Raw genomic sequence first — 15923 nt, 5'->3', positions numbered from 1 at the left:
CTTCAGCTCTCAGGCGGCGCGGTCGCCGGGGGCGCGATAGCGGTGGCGGGAGGTGGCCTCCTTGCCGAGCCCGCAGCGGCAGACACGTTCGTCTCCACCGCACTCAGCGCGGGGTCACCCGAGCCGGACGTCGAGCTGGCGAAGCACTGGTGGCTCCCGCAGCGCAACGTCTGGACGCCCATCGGGTGGAAGGGCCACCTGTTCCGCTTCACCTCGATCTACAACGGGGCGCTCGTGGCCGAGCCCGGCGCCGTCATCTCCCAGAAGCCCAACACCGGGCCGTACAACGGCAAGAACTTCCAGTTCACGGTCGTGATGCCGCAGCGCGGCGGTGGCTTCCGTCCGTTCCCGACGTCGGAGCACGAGGTCTGGGACGACGACCTCGGCTACCGCCAGCAGGGCTGGGACGAGGACAGCGATGCTCCCGTGCTGTGGACGGAGTACCGCCGGCAGGAGGGCCTCGTCATCCGCGAGACCGTCTTCGGACACCTGCCCGGTGGCGGCGACGTCGACACGGCGATCGAGCCGCTGTACGCGTGGGTGCGCTTCGAGGTCGTGTACGTCGACCCGATCAAGGCGCCCAAGGACTTCGTGTTCCAGCTCTGGCTGAGCAAGGCGTACATGCGCCCGCAGGGTCCGTACGAGCAGGAGAACGGCGTGCCGTTGCGCGTCATCCCCGACCTGGCGCCGATCGACGGCGGCCTCACCATGCAGCGCGTGTGGAACCCGTCGCGCAAGCCCGTCACCGTCCCGATCAGCGACAAGGACGACAACGTCCGCCTCATGGTGATGACGGCACAGGGCGGCACGATCGGGATGGCCGAGAACGACAAGGCCAGCGGTGTGTACGACCTGCAGCTCGGGCTGCCGGTCGAGGTCGGCGCGCACGTCGACCTGGTCGTGCCGCTGATGCCGCAGCCGCTCGCCGACATCAAGGCCGAGGTGGCGCAGGGCCGTGAGTCGGTCCTCGCCGAGTGCACGGCCTACTGGAAGCAGCGCGAGCCCTCCGTCGCGACCATCCGCACGCCTGAGAACTACGTGAACCAGGTGATCCGCCGCGGTCCGCAGCTCGCCCAGGTGGTCGCCGAGAAGAGCCCCGACACCGGGCTCTACACCTTCCTCTCCGGCGCGTACGCGTACGACGTCCTGTGGAGCACGCCGACCTCGATGGTCAGCCACATGTTCCTCGACCGGCTCGGCTACCACGACGTCGTCGAGAAGCACATCGAGATCTACAAGGAGACCCAGGGCACGCGCGTGCCGCCGAGCTCGGTGTTCGAGGGCGGCACCTATCCGGGCTACCTCTCGACACCGAAGGTCCTGCAGGCGATCGACTGGATGAGCGACCACGGCGCGATCCTCGAGATCCTCGCCACGCACGCGATGCTCACCAACCGGCGTGAGTTCATCGACCGGTGGATGGAGCCGATCCTCAAGGCCTGCGACTTCATCGTCGAGGCGTGCGGCAAGACCAACCACAACGGGGTCAAGGGCATCCTTCCGCCGGGCCACTCGACGGACGAGGGCGCTGAGACGCAGGGCATGATCGGCCAGGCCTGGACGTACAAGGGCCTCACGTCCGCCGTCGCTCTGCTCGAGCGTGAGGGCCATCCCCGTGCGGCCGAGTTCGCCGCGTTCGCGGAGACCTTCCGGCAGACGTTCGTCGCCGCCATGCACGACCTGGCCGACCGCTCGAAGAAGTGGACGGACGAGGACGGCAAGGAATGGCCCGTGCTACCGCCGCAGTTCTCCGGCACCGGCGTCTGGGACGACTTCACCATGCTCGACACCGGCGCTCTCATGGCCGTGTGGGCCGGGCTGATGCCGGCATCGGACCCGATGATGAAGTCCTTCGTCGAGTTCTTCCGCGTCGGTCCCAACACCAAGCTGTTCGACCCCGTGCACCACAACGCTCTCTATCGCGCGGTGCTGGACCACGAGCAGTCGTCGAGCGAGCCCTGCTACAGCTGGAACGTCTTCCACAGCTGGGAGCTCGGCGACCGCGACCACTTCCTCGAGGGGCTGTACGGGCTGCTCGTCGGCGGACTCTCGCAGGACACGTACGTCTCGAGCGAGCACCGCAACGCCATCTACGGCAACCTCTTCAGCCACCCGATCATCGTGTGGTCGCTGATCCACTCCGTGGTCGACGACTCGATCTCCGACCGCGACCTCCACCTGCTGCGGATCTGCCCGAACGCGTGGCTCACGAGCGAGGTGACCGAGTTCTCGAAGATCCCCACGAAGTACGGCCAGGTCGACCTGGCGTTCCGGCTGTCGCGCGACGGCCGCACGCTCGAGGTCGAGTTCGAGGGCCGGTGGCACCACAAGCCCCGCCGCATCGTCGTCCACCCCGTCCCCGGGTCCAGCGTGCGCTGGATCCGCGTGAACGGCCGCAAGTACCGCGCCGAGGAAAGGATCGTCCTGTGACCGCGAACGTCAGCCGTCGAATCGGTACGGCGGCGGTGGCCGCCGGCGTCCTCCTGGGCACCGTCGCCTACGCGGACGCCGCGGTCGCCGCTGCCGCCGACCGTGGCCGCACGCCGTCGAAGCACGCCACTCCGACCTGGGACCTCTCTCGGGTGCAGAAGGCGAAGGCGACCAAGCAGAAGGCGGCGAAGACCCCCAAGAAGCAGGCGTCCCAGGCGCCCACCCTCCGCGCCCTGACCGCCGCGGCGGCGGCCACGACGCCCGACGTCACCGGGGACGGCCTGGCCGACCTCGTCACCCAGCTCAGCGGACCCGACGCAGGGGCGCTGCGGCTGTACGACCACAACGGTGCGACCGCCGCCAACCCGTGGGACGGTCCTCCGACGACGACCGTGACGGCGTGGGACTACGCCGACCTGGTCGAGCTCGGCGACCTCACCGGTGACGGGAGGGCCGAGCTGGTCGCGCGCGACCCGAACCACGACAACGGCACGCTCTGGGTCTACCCGAACACGGGTGACCCGGCCGACCCGTGGTCGACCCGGGTCAAGGCGGGGACCGGCTGGAACATCGTGGACGCCATCCGGATCGGTGACGTCTCCGGCGACGGGCTCGGCGACCTCGTCGTCCGTGAGCCGGCAGACGGCGGCGGGGTCCTGTGGGTCTATCGCGGCAACGGCTCGACCACCTCCAACCCCTTCACCTCGCCGCGGGTGTGGAGCGGCTCGGGCTGGAACCTCGCCAACGCCCTCACGCTCGGCGACGTCACCGGTGACGGTCGGCCCGACGTGGTCGCACGCGACGGCGGCGGCAGGATCCTCGTCTATCCGCACAACGGGGCGACGAGCACCAACTACTGGACGTCGATCATCAGCGGCGCGAGCGGCTTCGGCTCCGCGGGTCGGCTCGAGCTCGGCGACGTCACCGGCGACGGTCGCCCCGACCTCGTCGCACGCTCGACGGCCGGCGACCTGACGGTCTATCCGTTCCAGGGCACGACGCCGGGCTCCATGTGGGCGACGGGCCAGAGCTTCGCCGCCGGCACGGGGTACGCCGACGCGGCGAACGTCATGCTCGGCGACGTCGACGGCGACGGTCAGACCGAGCTCGCCGTACGCCGCGGCAGCGGCCAGGATCTCGTGATCCGCACGCACGACGGCTCGACGAGCGGCAACCCGTGGACGGCGACGCGCTCGGCGGGATCCGACTGGGGCTTCGCCGGTGAGATCATGGCCGACGACGTCAACGGCGACGGGCTGGTCGACGTGATCGCGCTCGAGCGCACAGCGGCCAACGGCACGCTCTGGATCTACCTCAACAACGGGGCGACCACCGGCAACCCGTGGCCGACGCGCTACTTCGGGGGGACGGGGTGGAACATCTTCGACGCCCTCTACTCCGGGGACGTCGACGGCGACGGGCTGGCCGACCTGGTCGGCCGCGAGCCCGACGGCGACCTGTACGCGTATCCCGGCAACGGCTCGACGACCGCCTTCCCGTGGAACCCGCGCATGTGGGTCGGCAGCAACTGGCAGACCGCCGCCGAGCTCGCGATCGTCGACCTGGACGACGACGGCTACGGCGACCTGGTCGACCTCGAGCGCGACGGATCGCTGTGGCTGTTCCCGACAGCGTCCGGCGATCCGGTCCAGGTGGCGGGCGACTGGTCCGACGTGCGCTCGCTCGACGTCGCCGACACCGACGGCACAGGTGGTCTCGACCTCGTCGTCCGTGACGGCGATGGCGCGGTGTGGATCCACCCTGGCGACGGTGCCACCACGGCAGATCCGTGGACGGCCCCGCGTCGCAGCGGCGGCACGGGCTACGGCAACGTCATCTCCTTCGGACTGTGAGGAGCTGGACGTGAGTGTGAGGAGCACGATGAGTCCCACGAAGCAGGGAGTCAGCACGTCGGCAGCGCCCGCACCCCGCGGGGCGTACTCCCAGGCCGTCGTCGTCGGCGACCTGGTCGTCACCGCCGGGTTCGGCCCGGTCGATCCCGCCACCCGACAGACCGTCGGGGACGAGATCGAGGCGCAGACGCGGCAGACGCTCGACAACGTTCGGGCGGCGCTGGAGGCCGCGGGGGCCGACCTGCAGGACGTGGTGAAGGTGACCGCGCACCTGGCCGACGTCGACCGTGACTGGGACGGGTTCGACCGGGCGTACGCCGAGTACTTCGACGAGCCCCGTCCCGTCCGGACGACCGCGGGGTCGAGCCTCGGCGGCATCCTCGTCGAGATCGACGTCCTCGCCGTGAAGGACTGCCGACCCTAGAGCCCGTACGTCACCCGCTCGCGCTGCTCACCGCACCGCCTCCCCGGACGGCGTCGTGAGCAGCGCGAGCTCGTCGCGCGTCGGGAGGCGCTCCCAGTCGCCACGGCCGGTGACGGCGAAGGCGCCGACCGCGTTCGCCCGATCCAGCCGCGCGGGCTCGTCGAGCCCGTCGAGCACCGCCGACAGGTAGCCGGCGACGAACGCGTCTCCCGCGCCGACCGTGTCCACGACGACCACGTCGCGCGCGGGGGAGGTGTGCGTCCCGTCGGCGCCGATGCTGGTCGCGCCGTCGGCTCCGTGCTTCACGACGACCCGCACGACTCCCGCCTCGAGCAGAGCGTCGGCCTGCTCCGCGACCGTCTCGCCGTGCGGTGCGACCAGCCCCAGCTCGTCGTCGGAGGCGACCACGACGTCGACGTCGCCGACGACGGCCGCGAGCGCAGCACGTGCGTCGTCGCGCGACCACAGGCGGCTGCGGTAGTTGACGTCCAGGCACACCAGGGCGCCTGCCTCGCGACCGCCCCGAGCAGCGGCCCGTACGGCGTCGGCCGCCGAGTCGCTCAGCGCCATCGTCAGCCCGGTCACGTGCACGATCCGCGGCGCGGGATCGAGCGCGGACGCAAGGTCGTCCGTGGACAGCCGGCTCCCTGCCGAGTGCGCGCGGTGGTAGTCGACGCGGACGGTCCCGGGCAGCCGCTCCTCGAAGACGACCAGGCCGGTGGGCGCGTCACGGCGTGCGACGTGCGCGAGGTCGACGCCCTCGGCGCGCAGCGTACGGAGGACGAGCTCGCCGACCTGGTCGCGCCCGAGGCTCCCGACCCAGGTGACGTCGTGCCCGAGTCGCGCGAGGCCGATCGCCACGTTGGCCTCGGCCCCGACCACGTGCAGCGACGCCTCGCCGCCGAGGCGGACCGGTCCGAGCGCTCGGACACATCCGAGCGCCTCGCCGAGCGTCAGGACGTCAGGCATCGCGACCCGCCTCCCACGCCTCGACCAGCGACAGCGCGCGCTCGCGCACCGCATCCCAGTCACCCGCGGCCACGAGGTCCTCCGAGACCAGGCTGCTCCCGACACCGACTCCGACCGCGCCGGCCGCGGCGTACGCGGTGATGTTGCCGGCATCGACGCCGCCAGTGGGGAGAAGCGGGACGTCGTGCAGCGGCGCTCGGACGGCCTTCAGGTAGGAGACGCCGCCGACGGTGCCGATCGGGAAGACCTTCACCGCCGCCGCACCGCGTGACCACGCGTCGTCGATCTCGGTCGGCGTCAGCGCCCCGCACGCCACCGGCACGCCGCGCGTCCGGGCAGTGTCGAGGACGGCGTCGACGGTCGTGGGGGTGACGAGGAACTGGGCGCCGGCCGCGATCGCCGCCTCGGCGTCCGCTGCGGTCCGGATCGTGCCCGCACCGACGAGCGCGTCTCCTCGCCTCGCCCAACGGCTGATGACCTCGTGGGCCGACGGGCTGTCGACCGTGATCTCGACCTGCCGCACGCCGCCGGCGAGCAGGGCGTCGAGCAGTGCATCGGTCGGCGTCTCTCGCCGGAGCCGGACGATCGCGACGATGCCGCGGATCGGGGATTCGGGAACCGCCATGGTGAGAATCCTTCGACATCAAGAAGACAGTTTCGACATTCCGCGTACGATAGCGCAGGCACCTCCCCGGAGGAGCCGGCCGGACCCCGCGCCGCGCTCCCGCGGGTCTTCGCCATGATGAACGAGCGAACGGCACACTAGAGTCGGTTGCTCACATTTCCCACGGAGACCTCGCAGGCGGGGCCGAGCGAAGGGTTGGAACTGCGATGACGGATGCCGAGAGCGCGGGGGGCCGCCCGGCCTCACCGGGTGTCGACCGGACGTTGACGGTTCTCGAGCACCTGGTGGAGTCCGACGAGGAGCTCACCCTCACGGCGCTCGCGAAGGCCACCCGGATCCCGCTCGCGACCTGCGCGAGCATCGTCTACACGCTCGAGCAGCGGGGGTACGCCGCACGGCGGATCGTCGGCCGCAGCCACTTCTGGCGGCCGACGCTGCGCCTGTACGGCCTGGCGAGCCAGCTGGTCCGCAAGATGGACCTGTCGCAGGTCGCGCCGCGCGAGATGCGCGAGCTGGCGGACCGTCTGGGCATGCCGGTGCACATGGGCGTGCTGGACGGACCGTCGGTCGTGTACGTCGCCAAGGCGGCGACCCCGGGGTTCGTCCAGTTCGACACGTACTCGGGCAAGATCGCGCCGTTCAACCTCACCGCCCTCGGGCGTGCGATCGCGGCGTACCTCGATCCCGACGAGCTCGAGCCGCTGCTCTCGAAGCTTGCCCCCGGTCGTGGGCCCAACGCCCCCAAGGGTGGGCGCAAGGCGTTCCTCGGGCTGCTCGACCACGTGCGCGAGAACGGCTTCGCCCTCGAGGAAGAGGAGGAGCAGGCCGAGATCTCGTGCATGGCCGTCCCGTTCTTCGGTGCCGACGGGCACGTCGCCGGCTCCGTGGGCGTGACCGGGTTCGCGCGCGACCTCACCGAGGAGCGGCAGCACGATGCGGCGGTCGGGTTGAGCGATCTCGCGCTGGTGGTCTCCCGTCGTCTCGACTATCCGAAGGAGTCCTTGCCAAGCGCGCTCGCGCTCTCCTAGGATTCGGTAATCCGAATCTATTTCTGGTATTCCGAACGCTGATCCAGCGGGTCGGATACCGGTACGGAGGCGATCCCTGTGGGAGCGAACGCGACCCTGTGGCAGCACGCCGACCGCGAGGCGCTCGCGACGCTGCTGCCCGAGGCGCTGGTCGTCGTGCCGCTCGGGGCGACGGAGCAGCACGGTCCTCACCTGGCGACCGGCACCGACGCGTTGATCGCGCAGGAGGTCGCCCGGCGCGGCGCGCAGGCGGCTGCCGCCCGCTCGCCGCGCGCGCTCGTGGTGACGCCGACGATCGCCTTCGGTGCGTCCGACCACCATCTGCCGTTCGGCGGCACACTCTCGCTCTCGCCGCGCACGCTGATGGCGGTGCTCGCCGACGTGCTCCGCTCGATCGCGACCCAGGGCGGTCGGCGCGTCGTGCTCGTCAACGGGCACGGCGGCAACGTCGGCGTCTGCCACGCGGCGGCTGCCGACGCGGCGGCGACGCTCGGCATCGCGATCGCGCACCTCGACTACTGGGCGCTCGCCGAGGCTGAGGACGGACTGTTCGTGCCCGGGCACGCGGGGGAGTTCGAGACCTCGCTCGTGCTCGCGCTCCTTCCCGACGGCGTGACGGCGCCGGCCGTTCGCGACCCGCAGCCGGTGGTCCTCGAGGTGTCCGACGTCGGCCTCCACGACGCCGCCGTGTGGAAGGCGATCGACGGCTACACCGACCGTCCCGACCGTGCCGACGCGGACGCGGGCGCCCGTCGGCTCGACCATCTCGTGGCGCAGGCCGCGGACCGACTGATCGCACTCGCGGAGGCATGGTGATCGACTTCCACACCCACACCCCTACCTGGCGTACGACGAGCTGGCTCGGCGGGGCGCCGTTCGACGCCGACGACTTCGTGGCGTTCATGGACTCGGCGGGGATCGAGCAGGCGGTCGTGCTCAGCCACGACGGCCTCTTCGACGCCAGCCCGCAGGCGAACGACGACCTGGCAGCGTTCGTCGGGCGCTACCCCGACCGGCTGCACGGCTTCGGCACGGTCCACCCGCGGCGCGACGACGCGGCGGAGGAGACCGAGCGGATGATGCGCACACTCGGCCTTCGCGGGCTCAAGCTCCACCCGTGGCTGCAGGGGTTCAGCATGCACGAGGGCAGCCTCGACCCGGTCTGCGAGGTGCTCGTCGCGACCGGCGGCATCCTGCTCAGCCACGACGGCACCCCGCCGTACTCGACGGCCGCCCAGATCGCCGCGCTCGCCCGGCGGCACCCCCATCTGCCCGTCGTCCTCGGCCACGGCGGCCTGCACGACACGTGGCGCGAGGCGCTGGCGGTGACGGTCGAGACCCCGAACCTCTACCTCTGCCTGTGCGGGACCCCGCCGTACGCCGCCCGCCACATCCTCGCGCACGCGCCCGAGGGCAAGGTGCTGTTCGGGACCGATGCGGGGCTGTCCGACCGTGCCAGCCAGGACTACGCCGTCGCCCGCGTCGCCGAGATCGACGGGTGGGGGATCACCCCGGAGCAGCGTCAGGCGATGCTCGAGGAGAACCCCCGCGCCCTGCTGGCGGGGACGCGATGACCGCGCGGGTCGCGGCCGTCCACACGGCGCGGGTCAGCCTCGCGGTGACTCCCGACCTGGTCGTCCGCGGCGCGCGCGGCACCCACGACCGCTCGGACTTCCTCCTCGTCCGCGTCGTCACGACCGACGACGTCGAGGGGTACGGCGAGGTCAGTGCGACGGCACTCTGGAGCGGCGAGGACGGAGCGAGCGCCGAGCACCTCATCCGGACGTACGTCGCACCCGCGATCGTCGGCCAGCCGCTGGTGCCGGTGGGGCGGCTCGAGACGCTGATGGACCGCGTCCTCGCGGCGAACCCGTTCACGAAGGCGGGCGTCTCCACCGCGCTGTGGGACGCGTACGCACGGAACCTCGGCGTCCCGCTCGCGGTCGCGCTCGGTGGGCCGTACCGCGACTCCGTCGACATCAAGCTCTCGCTCTCCGGCGACGGGGAGCACCTCGACACCGTGCTGGCGGCGGCGCGAGGGATGGGGTTCGGCGCGTTCAAGGTCAAGGTCGGGCTGGGCGTGGACGGCGACGTCGCCCGCGTACGCCGGGTGCGGGAGCTGGTCGGCGACGACACGTTCCTCGGCGTCGACGCCAACGGCGGGTGGAGCCGGTCGGACGCGCGGCGCGCGGTGGACGGTCTCCGGGAGTGGGATGTGGAGTTCGTCGAGCAGCCGGTCGCACCGGAGGACCTCGACGGGCTCCGCGCGATCCGCGACCTGGGCGTGCCGGTCGTCGCGGACGAGTCGGTGTTCTCGATGGCCGACCTGCGCCGGATCGTCGAGCGCGACGCCGCCGACTGCGTCAGCCTCTACATCGGGAAGAGCGGGGGACCGGGTCGGGCGCTGGCGATGGGCAACCTCGCCGGCGTGTTCGGCATCGACGTCCTGCTCGGGTCCAACGGCGAGCTCGGCATCGGTGCCGCGGCGCAGCTGCACGTCGCCTGCGCGCTCACCGACCTGTCCGCACGCTTCCCGTCGGACATCATCGGCGCCCACTACTACGACGAGGACGTCCTCGAGAGGCCGCTCGACAGCGACGGTCGCGTCGTACGCCTCGGAGCGGAGCCCGGGCTCGGTGTCGTCCCGCGCGCCGACCTCGTCAAGCAGTTCCGCTGACGCCTCTCAAGGAGCCTGCCCATGACCATCACCGCACTCGGCCGCCGGGCCGTCTCTCTCCTCGGCGTGGCGGGTCTCGCCCTCGCGCTCGGCGTCGCGCCGGCCCGGGCGATCGAGGTGCCGAAGCCGCTCATCTCCGAGGACTTCGCCGATCCGGAGATCGTCCGCGTCGGCAGCACCTGGTACGCCTACTCCACCAACACCTACCGCCACGTGCCCGTCGCGAGCGCGCCCACGATCGACGGACCGTGGACCGTCCAGGGCGACGCGATGCCCGGCGGTCCGGCGCCGAGCTGGGCGACCGGCGGGCGTACGTGGGCGCCCGACGTCCAGCCGAACCCCGACGGCAGCGTGACGCTGACCTATACCGCGTGGCACACCGCGTCCGGGCGTCAATGCATCGGCACCGCCACGGCGTCCTCGCCGCTCGGCCCGTTCGTCCCGGCCGGCAGCCCCCTCATCTGCCCGCTCTCCCTGGGCGGCGCGATCGACGCCAACACGTTCGTCGACTCCACCGGCGCGCGCTACCTGATCTGGAAGAACGACGGCAACGCCATCGGTGCGACCAGCACGATCTACGCGACGCAGACGAACGCCAACGGCACGGCCCTCATCGGCTCCAACATCCCGCTCATCAGCGGCGCGGCGGGCCAGATCATCGAGGCGCCCGACGTGGTCCGCCGACCCGGTGGGTACGTCCTGTTCTACTCGGGCGGCAGCTACGGCGGGTGCGGCTACTACACGGGATACGCGACCGCAGGCAGCCTCGGCGGGCCGTGGTCAGTCGCCGGTGCGTTCATGACCCAGGGCAACACCGGCATCTGCGGGCCGGGCGGCGCGGACGTCGTCACCGACACGACCGGCCTGACCGGCGGTGACAAGGTCGTCTTCCACGGCTGGGTCAGCGGTGCGCGCCACATGTTCTCCGTCGACCTCTCGTGGTCGGGCCTGACCCCGGTCCAGGGCGGCACCCGAGCCGCGTCGCTCGACGGCGACGGGCGGGCCGACCTCGGCTGGTTCGAGGCCAACGGCGACCTGCGCATCTGGCGCAACGACGTCGGCTTCGCGGCGAACCCGTACGGCACGTCGGTGGTGGTCGCGAGCGGGTACGACCCAGCACGGTTGCGCATGGCCGACCTGGACGACGACGGACGCGTCGAGCTGATCAACATCGGGACCGACGGCAAGATCCGTGCCGCGCACAACGACCTCGGCTTCGCGGCCGCGCCGTTCGGCACGTCGGTCCAGATCGCCGACGGGTTCACGGACCCGGCGCGGGTGCGGTTCGCCGACCTGGACGACGACGGGCGCGCGGAGCTCATCTCCATCCAGCCGAGCGGGCAGATCTGGGCTTGGCACAACGACGGTGCGTTCAGTGCCAACCCGTACGGAGCATCGGTGGTCATCGGTGCGGGCTTCACCGATCCTGCGCGCGTCTCCTTCGCCGACCTCGACGCCGACGGGCGCGCGGAGCTGAACTTCGTCCAGAGCGACGGGCAGATCCGTTCCTGGCACAACGACGGTGGGTTCGTGGGGAACACGTACGGCGCCTCCGTCATCGTCGGAGCGGGCTTCGCCGACCCGGCCCGCGTCCAGTTCGCCGACCTCGACGCCGACGGGCGCGCGGAGCTGAACTTCGTCCAGACCGACGGGCAGATCCGGGCCTGGCACAACGACGGCGGCTTCACCACGAACCCGTACGGCACCTCCGTCATCATCGGCGCCGGCTTCACCGACCCGGCACGGGCGTTGCTCGTGTCCGCCGACTAGCCGGCCACCCCGAGAAAGGAAGGCATCTCGATGATCGTCGATGTCCACGCCCACACCCCGACCCACCGCGACACGGTGCCCGACGACGAACGCCAGGTGTTCACGAACTGGCGTACGGACCGGCCGGTCGTCACCACGAGCTCGTGGGACGACTTCGACGTGGCGATGGCGGCCGCGGACGTGTCGATCGTGTTCAACATCGCGGTGGACGACCCGCTGAAGTCGACCGGCATCCCGCACCCGCCCGAGCGGACCAACGACGCGACGGCCGAGTTCGTCGCGGCGGCGCCCGACCGGCGGATCGGGTTCATGTCGGTCAACCCGACCGCGACCGACGCGCTCGACGAGGCCGAGCGGTGCCGTGAGCTCGGGCTGGTCGGGGTCAAGCTCGGCCCGAACTACCAGAACTTCGACCCGCTCGGCGAGGACGCGCTGGCGTTCTACGCGTACTGCGAGAAGAACGCGCTGCCGATCCTCTTCCACCAGGGCGCGTCGCCGATCCGTGCCGCGCCGCTGCGCTACACCTACCCGCTCGTCACCGACGAGGTCGCGCTCCGCTTCCCCGAGCTGCGGATCGTGATGGCCCACATGGGGCACCCGTGGGGCAAGGAGACGGTGGTGACGATCCGCAAGCACCCGCACGTGTACGCCGACGTCTCGTCGATCTACCTGCGTCCCTGGGTCTGCTACGAGTCCCTGCTGGCGGCTGTCGAGTGGGGGTGCACGCACAAGCTCCTGCTCGGCTCCGACTTCCCGATCGCCAACACGGGGGAGGCCATCGCCGGGCTGCGCCGCGTCAACGACATCCTCGAGGGCACGGCGCTGCCGCGCGTGCCGCAGGAGCTGATCGAGCAGGTCATCCATGCCGACGCGCTCGGTGCGCTCGGCCTCTCGACGGCGGTGACCGCATGATCGTCGACGCCCACGTACGCCTCGGGCAGGGACGCGAGGTCGCGCTCGAGGCCGACACGCTCCTCACCACCATGGACCGCCTGGGCATCGACGCCGCACTCGTCGCGCCCGGCGAGCGCTGCATCGCGTACGACAACGACGAGGGCAACGCGTACGTCGCCGAGGCGGCCGCCCGCTCGGACGGACGGCTGATCCCGTACGCCGTCGCGAACCCGTGGCGCGGCGCGGCGGCAGTCGACGACCTGCGGCGCGCGTACGACGCCGGCGCCCGCGCCCTCAACGTCGACAGCGTCCTGCAGGGCTTCGACCTGCTCGACGGGCTGGTCGACCCGCTGCTCGAGTTCGCCCGCGAGGTCGGGTGGTTCGTGTACGTCCGGACCGGGACGCCACCGAGTGCGCTGCCGTTGCCGCTCGCGTCGCTGGCCCGGCGCTTCCCGGACCTCGCCTTCGTCATGGGCAGGAGCGGGGCGACCGACTTCTGGATCGACGCGGCACCGGCGCTGCGGCACGCGCCGAACGTCTACGGCGACACGTGCTACGCCCCGTGGGACACCGTGCTGTCCGAGCTCGCCCGTGATCCCGAGATCGGGGCGTCCCGGCTCGTCTTCTCGACCGACGCCCCGTACACGGTCCCGGACGCCGAGCTGGGCCGTGTCGTCGACTGGCCGATCTCGGACGCAGAGCGCGCCGAGGTGCTCGGCGACGTCGTACGCCGACTGCTCGGCTGAACCCCTTGTGGCCGTCGTCACGGGCGTTCTATCATCTACCCACGCGAAGATGCTTTCGAAATCGCGTAGATACCTTCGAGAACCGACGCAGCTTCTACAGTGAGGAACCGCAGCACATGACCATTGACGCAACGCCGACAACGACAACCCAGTCTCGGGCGTCAGTTGCGACGGCGGGCGATGCCGCGGCCCTGGTGCGCGGGATCTCGCCGGTGCTCGAGGTCCCGTTCACCAGCAGCGGTCAGGTCGACGAGGAGGGCTTCGCGCGCGTCGTCCAGTACGTGATCGGCACCGGAGTGAGCAGCATGATGTTCCCCGGCTTCGCGTCGGAGTTCTACAAGCTCACCGAGGACGAGCGTCGCCGCCTCCTGGCGATCCTGCTGTCGACGACCGGACCGCGCGACGACGTCGCCGCGATCGTCGCGGTGCAGGACCACGCGACGATGGTCGCGGCGGCTCGCTCGCGCGACGCGGTCGAGGCCGGCGCCGACCTGATCAACCTGCTGCCGCCGCACCTGCTCTCTCCGTCGCGGGCCGCGATCGTCGGCCACGTCGACGCCGTGCTCGCAGCGGTGGCGCCGACGCCGGTGGTGCTCCAGTACGCGCCGTCGGAGACCGGCACCAGCCTCGACGCCGAGGTGATCGGCGACCTCGCCCGCAAGCACGCCAACCTGCGTCTGGTCAAGGTCGAGTCGAGCCCTCCGGGGCGTCTCATCGGTGAGCTGGCCGACGCCGAGCCGCCGCTGCCCGCGATCGAGGGCTACGCCGGCGTGCAGCTGCCCGACGCGTGGCGCCGCGGCGCGGTCGGCAGTCAGCCGGGCTGCTCGTTCACCGAGATCTACGTCGAGATCTGGCGCCTGCTGAGCGGCGGCGAGGTCGAGGCGGGCGAGGATCTCCACCGGCGCCTGCTGCCGTACATCTCGTACTGGATGCTCGACACCGAGCTGATCATCGCGGCCGAGAAGAGGATCTCGTACCGGCGCGGCCTCATCGGCAGCGACTACTGCCGCGCCCCCTCGCACGTGCTCGATGCCGAGGAGCTCCGCCGGATCGAGGTCTTCCTCGCCGAGTTCGCGGAGCTGCTGCCCGATCTCTCGGAGATGTGACGCCGCGACGACGCGGCACAACCCCCAACGCAAGGACAGACAAGGGAGGACCAGCGGTGAGGACCTGGCGAAAGATGGTGGTCGTCGGAGCGTTGTTCGCTGCGATGACGTCGGTGGCCGCGTGCGGCTCCGGGGACGACAAGGCAGACGCCCCTGAGGCGTCGGCATGGCAGGACGAGATCAAGGGCGGCGAGATCGAGGTCGGCGTGCTCCCCGCGAAGGGGACACCGTCGCTGGCGTTCTTGGAGGACATCGCCGACTCGATGGGCAAGGACGTCGACGGCGCCGAGGTGAAGCTCACGTTCGCCAACACCGAGGCACGGCCGGCGATCGAGCAGCGGTGGCGCTCGGGTGATCCGCTCGACGTCGACTACGGCATGTTCGACGGCACCAACCCGGCCCTTCTCGACTGGGCGCGCGACGGCAAGCTGCTCGACCTGACGCCGTACCTCGAGCAGGAGGACAAGGAGACGGGTAAGCCCTGGATCGACTCCTTCAGCCCGGCGGCGATGCAGTTCATGCAGGACCCGGAGACGCAGGAGATCTACGGCATCCCGTCGGAGCTGTCGCTGCAGGTCCTCTTCTACAACGCCAAGATCTTCAAGGAGAACGGCATCACGCCCCCGAAGACCTGGGACGACCTGACGGCAGCCTCGGCGCAGCTCAAGTCCGCCGGTGTCGACCCGATCGCCGTGACCGGGCTGTTCGAGCCGTACATGGGGATGTGGACCGACAACCTCTGGATGCGCACCGTCGGCTACGACAAGGTGCACGACGTCCTGATCGAGGGCGAGGGGAGCGTCAAGGACGACCCCGGTTTCCTCGACGGCCTGCAGAAGGTGCAGGACCTGCGCGACAACGGTGACTTCCTGGAGGGGTTCGAAGGCACCGACTTCACCGCTGCCCAAGCGCAGTTCTTCCAGGGCAAGGCCGGCATGATCCTGATGGGCAGCTGGCTGGTCAGCGAGATGAAGGACGTCATCCCCGCCGACTTCGAGCTCGGTGTGCTCGCGTTCCCGACCGTCGAGGGCGGTGCGGGCGACGAGAACGGCATGATGGCGATGGCCCAGCTGATGTCGGTCGCCGCCGACAGCGACAACATCCCGCTGGCGCTCGAGTGGACGCGGCGCATGACGACCGTCGAGACGCAGACGGCCCGCGCCGAGGAGATCGGTGAGGTCTCCGCGGTCACGGGTGTTCCCAGCCCGCCGGGACTCCCGGGCATCTCCGACGTCGTCGGCTCGGTCGACCAGCTCTATCCGGCCTACTACGGCATCCTCCAGTCCAAGGCGAAGGACATCGTGTACCCCGAGGTCGCGAAGCTGTTCTTCGGCAAGCAGGACGCTGAGGAGACGCTCGACGCCATCGACGCCGGTCTGAAGCGCGTGTACGGCAACTGAG

The 15923-nt window shown here is 70.9% G+C and carries 14 protein-coding genes; 12 read left to right on the top strand and 2 right to left on the bottom strand.

Annotation, left to right across the window (positions count from 1 at the left end; translation table 11 throughout):
- Positions 1 to 42: 42 nt before the first annotated feature.
- The 3 genes from ACQSSQ_RS18205 to ACQSSQ_RS18195 are packed head-to-tail and all read left to right on the top strand — an operon-like array spanning position 43 to position 4707.
- Positions 43 to 2430, top strand: coding sequence for a hypothetical protein (locus tag ACQSSQ_RS18205; RefSeq protein ID WP_431328538.1), 2388 nt, complete (start codon positions 43 to 45; stop codon positions 2428 to 2430).
- Complete coding sequence (locus ACQSSQ_RS18200) at positions 2427 to 4283, top strand: FG-GAP repeat domain-containing protein (protein WP_431328537.1); 1857 nt, start codon at positions 2427 to 2429, stop codon at positions 4281 to 4283. The genes ACQSSQ_RS18205 and ACQSSQ_RS18200 overlap by 4 nt, the downstream gene beginning before the upstream one ends.
- 28 nt (positions 4284 to 4311) lie before the next feature.
- Entirely contained in the window at positions 4312 to 4707 is a 396-nt protein-coding gene (locus ACQSSQ_RS18195; RefSeq protein ID WP_431328536.1) for a RidA family protein, read from the top strand.
- A gap of 27 nt (positions 4708 to 4734) precedes the next feature.
- Here ACQSSQ_RS18195 and ACQSSQ_RS18190 read toward each other — a convergent pair whose 3' ends face one another.
- Positions 4735 to 5676, bottom strand: a complete 942-nt coding sequence (locus ACQSSQ_RS18190; protein ID WP_431328535.1) for a sugar kinase — start codon at positions 5674 to 5676, stop codon at positions 4735 to 4737.
- Positions 5669 to 6301: a bifunctional 4-hydroxy-2-oxoglutarate aldolase/2-dehydro-3-deoxy-phosphogluconate aldolase gene (locus tag ACQSSQ_RS18185; protein WP_431328534.1), complete on the bottom strand. Its 633-nt coding sequence runs from the start codon at positions 6299 to 6301 to the stop codon at positions 5669 to 5671. Before ACQSSQ_RS18185 ends, ACQSSQ_RS18190 begins: the two co-directional genes overlap by 8 nt.
- 206 nt (positions 6302 to 6507) lie before the next feature.
- On the opposite strand from ACQSSQ_RS18185, the gene ACQSSQ_RS18180 reads away from it, so the two are divergent.
- The 9 genes from ACQSSQ_RS18180 (at position 6508) to ACQSSQ_RS18140 (ending at position 15922) form a co-directional block, all read left to right on the top strand.
- Positions 6508 to 7329, top strand: coding sequence for an IclR family transcriptional regulator (locus ACQSSQ_RS18180; RefSeq protein WP_431328533.1), 822 nt, complete (start codon positions 6508 to 6510; stop codon positions 7327 to 7329).
- A 78-nt stretch (positions 7330 to 7407) separates the two neighbouring features.
- Positions 7408 to 8145: a creatininase family protein gene (locus tag ACQSSQ_RS18175; protein WP_431328532.1), complete on the top strand. Its 738-nt coding sequence runs from the start codon at positions 7408 to 7410 to the stop codon at positions 8143 to 8145.
- Entirely contained in the window at positions 8139 to 8903 is a 765-nt protein-coding gene (locus ACQSSQ_RS18170) for an amidohydrolase family protein (protein WP_431328531.1), read from the top strand. The genes ACQSSQ_RS18175 and ACQSSQ_RS18170 overlap by 7 nt, the downstream gene beginning before the upstream one ends.
- Positions 8900 to 10006 (top strand): mandelate racemase/muconate lactonizing enzyme family protein, encoded by a 1107-nt coding sequence (locus tag ACQSSQ_RS18165; protein ID WP_431328530.1) that lies wholly within the window; start codon positions 8900 to 8902, stop codon positions 10004 to 10006. Before ACQSSQ_RS18170 ends, ACQSSQ_RS18165 begins: the two co-directional genes overlap by 4 nt.
- A 21-nt stretch (positions 10007 to 10027) precedes the next feature.
- Positions 10028 to 11776 carry a family 43 glycosylhydrolase gene (locus tag ACQSSQ_RS18160; protein WP_431328529.1) on the top strand — a complete coding sequence of 583 codons (1749 nt, stop codon included), beginning with the start codon at positions 10028 to 10030 and terminating at the stop codon, positions 11774 to 11776.
- Between the two features lie 30 nt (positions 11777 to 11806).
- The gene (locus ACQSSQ_RS18155; RefSeq protein WP_431328528.1) at positions 11807 to 12688 is read left to right on the top strand and encodes an amidohydrolase family protein; all 882 of its coding nucleotides are present in this window, start codon (positions 11807 to 11809) and stop codon (positions 12686 to 12688) included.
- Entirely contained in the window at positions 12685 to 13416 is a 732-nt protein-coding gene (locus ACQSSQ_RS18150) for an amidohydrolase family protein (protein ID WP_431328527.1), read from the top strand. Before ACQSSQ_RS18155 ends, ACQSSQ_RS18150 begins: the two co-directional genes overlap by 4 nt.
- A gap of 116 nt (positions 13417 to 13532) precedes the next feature.
- Positions 13533 to 14522 (top strand): dihydrodipicolinate synthase family protein, encoded by a 990-nt coding sequence (locus ACQSSQ_RS18145; protein ID WP_431328526.1) that lies wholly within the window; start codon positions 13533 to 13535, stop codon positions 14520 to 14522.
- 56 nt (positions 14523 to 14578) lie between these two features.
- Positions 14579 to 15922 (top strand): ABC transporter substrate-binding protein, encoded by a 1344-nt coding sequence (locus tag ACQSSQ_RS18140; RefSeq protein WP_431328525.1) that lies wholly within the window; start codon positions 14579 to 14581, stop codon positions 15920 to 15922.
- Position 15923 lies beyond the last annotated feature (1 nt).

The sequence above is a fragment of the Mumia spirodelae genome (genome assembly GCF_050632745.1).
Classification (GTDB): domain Bacteria; phylum Actinomycetota; class Actinomycetes; order Propionibacteriales; family Nocardioidaceae; genus Mumia.
The sequence above is the reverse complement of the archived record's forward strand: the minus strand, read 5'-3'. Positions and strand labels throughout refer to the sequence as shown.

What these genes read in the sequence shown, in the direction of transcription:
- ACQSSQ_RS18195 (WP_431328536.1), top strand. Translation starts at nt 4,312, where the DNA reads ATGAGTCCCACGAAGCAGGGAGTCAGCACGTCGGCAGCGCCCGCACCC.
- ACQSSQ_RS18190 (WP_431328535.1), bottom strand. Translation starts at nt 5,676, where the DNA reads ATGCCTGACGTCCTGACGCTCGGCGAGGCGCTCGGATGTGTCCGAGCG.
- ACQSSQ_RS18185 (WP_431328534.1), bottom strand. Translation starts at nt 6,301, where the DNA reads ATGGCGGTTCCCGAATCCCCGATCCGCGGCATCGTCGCGATCGTCCGG.
- ACQSSQ_RS18180 (WP_431328533.1), top strand. Translation starts at nt 6,508, where the DNA reads ATGACGGATGCCGAGAGCGCGGGGGGCCGCCCGGCCTCACCGGGTGTC.
- ACQSSQ_RS18170 (WP_431328531.1), top strand. Translation starts at nt 8,139, where the DNA reads ATGGTGATCGACTTCCACACCCACACCCCTACCTGGCGTACGACGAGC.
- ACQSSQ_RS18165 (WP_431328530.1), top strand. Translation starts at nt 8,900, where the DNA reads ATGACCGCGCGGGTCGCGGCCGTCCACACGGCGCGGGTCAGCCTCGCG.
- ACQSSQ_RS18160 (WP_431328529.1), top strand. Translation starts at nt 10,028, where the DNA reads ATGACCATCACCGCACTCGGCCGCCGGGCCGTCTCTCTCCTCGGCGTG.
- ACQSSQ_RS18155 (WP_431328528.1), top strand. Translation starts at nt 11,807, where the DNA reads ATGATCGTCGATGTCCACGCCCACACCCCGACCCACCGCGACACGGTG.
- ACQSSQ_RS18150 (WP_431328527.1), top strand. Translation starts at nt 12,685, where the DNA reads ATGATCGTCGACGCCCACGTACGCCTCGGGCAGGGACGCGAGGTCGCG.
- ACQSSQ_RS18145 (WP_431328526.1), top strand. Translation starts at nt 13,533, where the DNA reads ATGACCATTGACGCAACGCCGACAACGACAACCCAGTCTCGGGCGTCA.